General features: G+C 63.3%; 7 protein-coding genes. 2 read left to right on the top strand and 5 right to left on the bottom strand.

Annotated features, from left to right (window positions below; genetic code table 11):
* Positions 1 to 158: SDR family NAD(P)-dependent oxidoreductase (locus tag DID98_RS30730; protein ID WP_124523396.1), on the bottom strand; the 158-nt coding region annotated here is incomplete at its 3' end.
* Positions 159 to 209: 51 nt separating this feature from the next.
* Positions 210 to 950: an acetoacetate decarboxylase gene (locus DID98_RS30725; protein WP_044846508.1), complete on the bottom strand. Its 741-nt coding sequence runs from the start codon at positions 948 to 950 to the stop codon at positions 210 to 212.
* 449 nt (positions 951 to 1,399) lie between these two features.
* Between DID98_RS30725 and DID98_RS30720 the strand changes: the two genes are divergently transcribed.
* Positions 1,400 to 1,981 (top strand): undecaprenyl-diphosphatase, encoded by a 582-nt coding sequence (locus DID98_RS30720; protein ID WP_124488981.1) that lies wholly within the window; start codon positions 1,400 to 1,402, stop codon positions 1,979 to 1,981.
* Positions 1,982 to 2,020: 39 nt separating this feature from the next.
* Here the strand turns inward: DID98_RS30720 and DID98_RS30715 are convergent, their stop codons facing one another.
* The 3 genes from DID98_RS30715 to DID98_RS30705 all read right to left on the bottom strand — a co-directional run bounded on the left by DID98_RS30715 (position 2,021) and on the right by DID98_RS30705 (position 3,935).
* Positions 2,021 to 2,245, bottom strand: coding sequence for a hypothetical protein (locus DID98_RS30715; RefSeq protein WP_124488982.1), 225 nt, complete (start codon positions 2,243 to 2,245; stop codon positions 2,021 to 2,023).
* Between the two features lie 119 nt (positions 2,246 to 2,364).
* The gene (locus tag DID98_RS30710; RefSeq protein WP_185500428.1) at positions 2,365 to 3,186 is read right to left on the bottom strand and encodes a siderophore-interacting protein; all 822 of its coding nucleotides are present in this window, start codon (positions 3,184 to 3,186) and stop codon (positions 2,365 to 2,367) included.
* 38 nt (positions 3,187 to 3,224) lie between these two features.
* Positions 3,225 to 3,935, bottom strand: a complete 711-nt coding sequence (locus DID98_RS30705) for a PadR family transcriptional regulator (protein ID WP_044846504.1) — start codon at positions 3,933 to 3,935, stop codon at positions 3,225 to 3,227.
* A gap of 875 nt (positions 3,936 to 4,810) precedes the next feature.
* Here DID98_RS30705 and DID98_RS30695 point away from each other — a divergent pair.
* Positions 4,811 to 7,594: a type VI secretion system Vgr family protein gene (locus DID98_RS30695; protein ID WP_124488985.1), complete on the top strand. Its 2,784-nt coding sequence runs from the start codon at positions 4,811 to 4,813 to the stop codon at positions 7,592 to 7,594.
* Positions 7,595 to 7,605: the final 11 nt, after the last annotated feature.

The raw sequence follows: 7,605 nt of genomic DNA, 5'->3' as shown, positions 1-7,605 counted from the left end.
GCCTTGACGATCTCGTCGGCAACCGCGTTTGCGCCGTCCTGGTTCAGGTCGGCGATCGCCACGGCCGCGCCCGCTTTCGCGAGCTCCAGCGCGATTTCCTTGCCGATGCCGCTTGCGGCGCCCGTGACGACTGCGGTCTTGCCATTCAGGTTGCTCATTTCGAATTCCCGTGGTGAAAGGATTGACAGGGAGAAAGGACTGCGGACGTGTTACTGAGCCAGGTAATCGTAGACGACTTCGCCGAGGCCGAGTGTCAAATCCGCGACGAGGTGGCGCGCTTCGACGATCTCGAGCACCGGCAGGTCGGCCACCGGCGCGAGCGCGTGCGGTGCCAGTTCGAGCGACGCGGGGCCCGTCCACGCGCCCTTCATCCTGATGTCCTGCATGTAGTAGCGCACCAGTTCGCACACGCGCGCGGTGCCGTCGACGTGCGGGATGATCTTCAGCAGGAAGTTCGGGCCGGCGAGGCGCTTCGTCTGCTCGTCGATGTCGAGTTCCTTGTGCTTGTAGCCCATCGTGCCGGTCGCGACGCGCACCTTGCCGTAGTCGAGCGTGCCCAGGAGGTGGTCGGTGTTCACGTGCAGCGTGGGCGACGCGAGTTTTTTCGGGAAACCCCACAGCTCGCGGCCGCCGGCGATCGGCGGGTGATCGTCGAGATACATCGCGAGCGTGTAGCCGCCGGCCTGGCCGTTGTACTCGACGGGGATCACCTGGCCGCTTTCCGTGTAGTCGCCGAAGCCGGTCGAATCGGCCATGCGAATGAATTCGTAATGGACGAGCGGCTCCTTGACCTGCAACGGCTCGGGCACGATTTCACGCAGACGGTCCGGATCGGTGCGGTACGTGATGATCAGAAACTCACGATCGACGAAACGGTACGGGCCCATCGGAAAGGCCGGGCTGGTCAACGGCATCGCAAACGCTTTCGATCGGACATCGCTGGGTTTCATGCGGACTCCTTGTTGTTGATCGCTTCGTGGATGAGTGCTCGTAAGCTCGTAATCCTATGCCTGTGCGTTGCCGTTGTGCGATGCCGCATATGGAATTAATTGTTGCCGATTTCGAATGATTTGCGACGCAAATATTGAGACGAACGGTGCAAACGGCATGGCGCGCGTGAGCGGTCCGATACTCGCACGGGCCGGTGACGCCACGATGTGAAAAAGGTGAGCCTTTACGGGATAGTCGGTGAGCTTTTACGGGAGACAGTCGCGCGTGAATGTGACAATTATGTGAACTTGTGTTGCAGTACAGGCTCTAAGTGCGTTCGCGCGCGGGCCTCGGTCCTGGTCACCGGTCGCCCGGCGCATTAAGCACTGCTTAAGCGAGTGAGCACTAGCATCGTTCGCATCCGACCGGCACCGCCGGTCCCGTCACGACATCCCACGCAACCGGATTCATGCAGAACCTCAATCTCACCCTGTTTTCCGCCTTCAATGCCGGCGCCGCGCCGCACCCCGGCGTTGCCCACCTCGCGATCTTCGCCGCCGACTGGCTCGTCTATGCGCTGCCCGCGATGCTGCTGCTGGCCTGGATCTTCGGCGAACGCCCGACGCGCCGCCAGGCGATCGAGGCCGGCGTCGGCACGTGTGTGGCGCTGGCGCTCGCGCAGGTGATCGGGCATTTCTGGTTTTCGCCGCGGCCGTTCATGGCCGGAATCGGCACGCAACTGATTCCGCATGCGCCGGACAGCTCGTTTCCAAGCGATCACATGACGTTTGCCTGGAGTCTCGCGGTCGGCATGATGCTCGCTGGTACCACGCGGCTGACCGGCGTCGTGATGGCCGCGATGGCCGTCGCGATTGCATGGGGGCGTGTGTATGCGGGCGTGCACTGGCCGTTCGACATGGCCGGCGGCGTGCTGGTCGGCACGGCCGGCGCGCTGGCCGCGCACCTGTACGGACAACGCGTGGTCGAGCTGCTCGAACGGATCGGCGACGTCGTGCACGCGGTGCTGATGGGGCGCGAGCGCACGCCCTGAGCGGCAGGACTACGCGGGAGAAGTGCGGGCCGGACGCCGTCAACCGGGCGTCTTGGCTGCTTCCGCCGAAGCGGACGGGCCGCCGCCCGCTTCATGCAGTTCGGGCGTCTCGCCCGGATGCTGCGCGGCGTCACGTTCGAGCGCGCTTTCCTTCAGGATCGCGCACATCGCGACGAACAGCGCGAGCACGACGACCGCCAGGCCGCAATAACCGGCGATCTTCAGATTGCGAAGGAAAGGCGAAGCGTGGCTTTCTCTTGTCATGACCGGGCGCTCCTGGGCGGGCTGCGGCGGCTGTCGCCCGACAGCGGCGTCGCAGACATAGATATATACCAGCCGCCCCGCCGATGCCAAGCCCGCCCGTGCGCGGGCACCCGTCCGCGTCAGTCTTCCAGCGTTTCGTGCACGGCCGTCGCGCCGCGCTTCCAGTAGGCCGCCGCGCGGATGCGCGACTTGTCGACGCCGCACTCGCCGGTCAGGTACTGACGCACCGCGCGCATCGCTTGCGCTTCGCCTGCCGCCCACACGTAACCGTCGCCGGAGGACGGCAGCGGCAGCTCGCGCACCGCGTTCAGCAGCAGGTCGCCGTCCGCGGCGTCGGCTTCGTCGCGAAAGCGCCAGATTTCGTGCACGTCGGCACGCGTATCGAACGCGATCTGCGCGGTGCGATCCGCGACTTCCAGCACGACCGCCGTGCGTGTGCCGGCCGGCAATTGCTCGAGACGCCGCGCGACCGCCGGCAGCGCCGTATCGTCGCCGATCAGCAGATGCCAGTCGAAATCGATCGGGACCACGAACGATCCGCGCGGGCCGCCGATGCCGAGCCATTGGCCGACGCGTGCCTGTGCCGCCCACTGCGATGCGGGGCCCGGATGGTTCAGCACGAATTCCAGATCGAGTTCGCAGGCGGCGCGGTCGAAACGGCGCGGCGTGAAATCGCGCGCGACCGGCTTCGGTTCGCCTTCGGGAAACTCGGGGCCGTTCGCGCCGAGCGTCGGCATCGCGGGGCGTTCGGCGCCGGGCGGCGGGAAGAACACCTTCACGTGATCGTCGAACGACGACGATTCGAAATCCGCGAGGTCGGGGCCGCCGAGGGTGACGCGCAGCAGGTGCGGCGTCACGGCGTGCACGCGCACGACCTGCAGCAGGCGGAACTTGAGGGTATGGCGCACGCGCGTGACGGCGCGTTCGGAGGGGTTCTGCATCAATCCGTACTCCTTGGGTTTTGACGGGACGGCGCGGGTTACGCGCCGGTGCCGCCTTCGATTTCGGCCGTCGCGCGGCGCATGATTGCCGCGATGCGCCGCTGTTCGTCGGCATCGGCCGCGCTCTTGTGGAGCAGCGCCCGTTTCAGTGCGAGGCGGGCCTCGACGAACTCCGGCAGCCAGCCGGGCTGCGTGTCGTCCTGTGCCTCGCTGCCCGCCGCTTCGCCGGCGAACGCGCGACGCATGAATTCCATCTTGCGTGCGAGGTGCGTGAGGCGCGCGAACAAGGTGTCGACGCGTTCGCGCTGTGCATCGAGATGCGCGCGGCCGGCGTCGGTCAGCGCATAGCGCTTGCGGTTGCCTTCCGCCTGCGACGCGACGAAGCCGACTTCGTCGAGATACGTGAGCGCCGGATACACCATGCCGGGGCTCGGGCTGTAGAAGCCGTTCGAGCGCGTATCGAGCGCCTTGATCAGTTCGTAACCGTGGCTCGGTTGCTCGGCGACCAGCGCGAGCAGCAGCAGCTGGAGATCGTCGGAGCTGAACTGGCGGCCGCGCGGCATGCCGTCGTCGCCGAAATCGCCAAAGCCGCCGCGTCCGCCACGGCCACCGAACGGGCCGCCGCCGAACGGATCGTGGCCGCGTCGATGGCGGCCGATCAGTTGCCAGACACTGGTGTACCAGTCAGGGCCCGCATGCGCACCATGACCGTCGCATCGGGCATGGCCGCGGGAGGAGTTGTGTCGCATGATCGTGTCCTATATGTCGTAAAACATATCTAAAGATATATATCGAAAGATAGGGTGTCAAGGAGGATTATTGGGGGGCGGATGTTGATGGGAGGGGATGTAGGCTGGAAAAACGGTGGCCCTTTTTTGCAGTATTTGAACAAAACTATTAATTTCCCAATTCAATAGCTACTGCTCGAGGTTGACGGGAAGTTCCGCCTAAATGGCGCCCAGCGTCTCGAGACGGGAGATCGTTGCTGTGGCATTGCGGATTGGCAACGGGGCATTGCGATACCAGAAGAGCGTGCTCTGTACGTCGCCGGAAATATCGGTTGCTGCCCGAATGATCCGAGGCGCGTCTCCAAGGAACTTCCGTACGCTCTCGGAGCCTGCCAAACGGCTCATCATGTTACGGTGTACATGGGCCAGCCCCGCGAGCGTTTGCATATGGATGTGGATGTGCAAAGCGAGAGCGAATCGCTTCGCCGAGACGATCGGAGCGATGCTCGTCGGTCCTCTCAATGACGCCATGAATTAGGCGAAATCGCTGGAACTGCCGGTGATATCGGATTCCACGACTGCTTTTTATTGCACGCTATATGCACATTTATAGCATCAGCATTCACTTCGGCCCGTCTAGCCAAGACGAACACAGCGATGGAAGCGTGTACGCGCCTTGGGCGGGGCCCGGGAGACATCCGACGTTCGGAGCACTGCGCGTCGGTCCAGATAGAGCGGCGGAATATAGTGTTCTTCGTCGAATAACATGAAAAATTGTTAGTCGGCATCCCCGATTGTTATTTCCGTGTCACATTTTGGTAAACTCGCGCGCAGCCGCCAGCTATTTAGAACAGCAACATCCGGCGGGTCATAACGAATCAAACTGAGAGACCGTCGTGGATATCCGAGAGTCGTTCCGCAAATTCGTATCGGGAATCGATGCGAATCGCCGGCCGGTCGTGCTGAATTGGGGTAAGGCGCAGCACGCGCTGGCGTCGAAGATCGCGTTGCAGCACGCGAGCATCCGCGAAAGCATGATGACCGGCATCAGCGGCTATCTGACCTGCATTTCGCAGCAGGGCGATTTGCCTCCGAAGCTTTTCATTGGTGCGCCGGTCTCAGTCGGTATCGTCACGGATCGCGGCCAACTGCATGCCATCAACGCAATCGTCAGCGCCGTTCAGATCGGCCGGACCGACGGGGAGCTGACGGTTTACCAGTTCACCGTGACCGACGCGGTGAACCTGCTGCAAAAGCGCACCAATTCCCGCATCTTCCGTAACGTCAGCGTTGTCGATGTACTTGGAGTCGTCCTGAGCGAATGGCGACAGCGTAGTGTTGCCCTCGCGCAGGCGTTCGAGTTCGACCTGTCCCAACTCGACAGATCCCGCTATCCAAGTCGCTCTTTCGTACGCCAGGTCAACGAATCTGATGCCCGTTTCATCTCCCGGATTGCACGTCGCGACGGCATCACGCTGTTCGTGCGCGCCGGACGGGTGAGCGGGGAGGCGAAAGACGGCGATCCTCCCGTGCATACGCTGGTGTTCTGCGATGACCCTCAGAAACTGAGCGAGTCCGCCGCAGGTACAGTGCGCGTCCATCCACGAGACGCTGGAACGGAACAGCGCGACACCATCACCGCTCTGACGATGCGCCAGCAACTGATTTCGGGGGAATCGGGGCGACCTTCGTGGGACTACCGATATGCCCGCGTGGACCAGTCGAGCGCATCGACAAGGATCGATCAAGGCGAATCGGGTAACGATCTCGCGAAATTGCTATCGGACTTCGTGATCGACGTCCCGCATATGGCGGACTCGTGGGCAGACCACGAACGGATGACGGAAGATCGCATTCTGGCTCATGAAGCGCAGGCGGTTCGATACGACGGCGTGAGCGGAATTCGCGACCTCGCAGTCGGCTCATGGATCACGATCGCCGGAGAGGACGAGTGGGGCACGCTCCCGTCCGACAAGCAGCAATTCGTGATTACGTCACTGCACCACGAGATCTGGAACAATCTGCCCAAAGGGTTGAACGAGCGTGCGCAGACGCTGTTCGCCGCCAGCCACACGCTTCAGCAGCCACGCTCGCTGAGCGATGGCGACCCGTCCGGGCAGGATACGCGCTACGAAAATACGTTCTCGTGCGTGCCGCGTGGCACGCCTCTCACGCCGCTTTACGATCCCAAGACTGACCTTCCGCCGACGCCGTTGATTACCGGGCGCGTGGTCGGGGCCGAGGGCGAGGAGGTCAGTTGCGACGAGAATGGCTGCGTGTTCGTGCAGATTCTCGGTCAGGATTCCCGCGATCATGCGCACGCGCAGGGTGCCGGAACGAACAGCAACGAGAGCGACAGCGCACCGATCCGCGTGGCATCCAGTCTGGCCGGGCCGAATTTCGGGGAGACTTTCTTGCCGCGGGTGGGCACCGAAGTTCTGCTCGGGAGCCTCGGCGGGGATCCGGACAGGCTGGTCATCATCGGCGTGCTGGCAAACGGCGCGAACATGCCGGCGAGTTTCACTCATACGGGCAGTCTGCCGGGCAATCGCTTTCTCTCCGGTATCAAGACGAAGGAAATCAAGGGGCAACGCTACAACCAGCTTCGTCTCGACGATACACCGCAGCAAATCAGCGCGCAGCTTGCATCGGAGCATGCGCATAGCCAGTTGAATCTCGGCTACCTGACGCAACCACGCGACAACGGACAGGGTGCAGACCGCGGCCAAGGCGCCGAATTGCGCACGGACGCGGCAGCTGCGTTGCGCGCGGCGCAAGGGATGCTTCTGACGACTTACGCGCGTACGCAGGCGAGCGGCGGACAGCTTGACCGCAATGAACTCGTCGAGTTGCTCGGCGAATGCGCTGAGCTGTTCAAGGCGTTGGGAGATTACGCCGGACAGCACGGCGGCACGGCGACCGATGCGACGGGGCAGCAAGCTGTCGTGACCGCCTTCAAGGGATGGACGCCGGGCGGCCACGCTTCAGGCGACGATCGTGCGTCGAACGCCGACGCAGACGACTCTCAGGCGCTGATGGCATTCGGCGCAAAGGCGGGCGCGCTCAATATCACCCCGAAGACTTACGTGACCTACGCCGGCGAGAACATCGATCAGATCGCGCGGCAGAACCTGCAATTCGCCGGCGGTCAGCGCGTAATCACGACGGCGGGCCAGGGCATCCACCTGTTCGGGCGCGGAGAAGGCGTCCGTGCGATTGCCGGCGAGGGCCCCGTTGTCTTGCAGGCGCAACAGGACACGCTTGCGGCGACTGCTCAGAAGGGGATACAGATCATGTCGGTCGGCGACGAGGTGTTGATCTCGGGCAAGTCGATCCGGCTCGTCGCGGAAGACGGAAGCTACGTGAAAGTCGGTGGCGGCGTCGAGGTCGGTTCCGACGGTGCGTTCACCGCGCACACGGCGGGACATGATTTCGTCGGCCCGAACACGGACCACGTTGCGCCGCCGGCGTTCAATCGCGGAGGAGCCGATCAGAAGTTCCGCTTGCGGTACCCCGGCACCGACGGTGACGACGGTATGCATCCCGTGCCGAATCGTCCATACAAGATCACGCTGCGCAATGGCCAGGTCATTAACGGGATCTCGGATGCACACGGGTTGACGGAGCTGGCATCGAGCGACGCGATGCACATTGCACACATTCAGGTTTTCGACGTTTAAGGCAGGCGATC

This window comes from Burkholderia sp. Bp8984, from assembly GCF_003853755.1.
Classification (GTDB): Bacteria; Pseudomonadota; Gammaproteobacteria; order Burkholderiales; family Burkholderiaceae; genus Burkholderia.
This window is presented reverse-complemented; position numbering and strand designations above follow the sequence as displayed.

Bases quoted from the DNA above. Each gene is read 5' to 3' on its own strand.
- DID98_RS30725 (WP_044846508.1), bottom strand. From the start codon at position 950: ATGAAACCCAGCGATGTCCGATCGAAAGCGTTTGCGATGCCGTTGACC.
- DID98_RS30720 (WP_124488981.1), top strand. From the start codon at position 1,400: ATGCAGAACCTCAATCTCACCCTGTTTTCCGCCTTCAATGCCGGCGCC.
- DID98_RS30715 (WP_124488982.1), bottom strand. From the start codon at position 2,245: ATGACAAGAGAAAGCCACGCTTCGCCTTTCCTTCGCAATCTGAAGATC.
- DID98_RS30710 (WP_185500428.1), bottom strand. From the start codon at position 3,186: ATGCAGAACCCCTCCGAACGCGCCGTCACGCGCGTGCGCCATACCCTC.
- DID98_RS30705 (WP_044846504.1), bottom strand. From the start codon at position 3,935: ATGCGACACAACTCCTCCCGCGGCCATGCCCGATGCGACGGTCATGGT.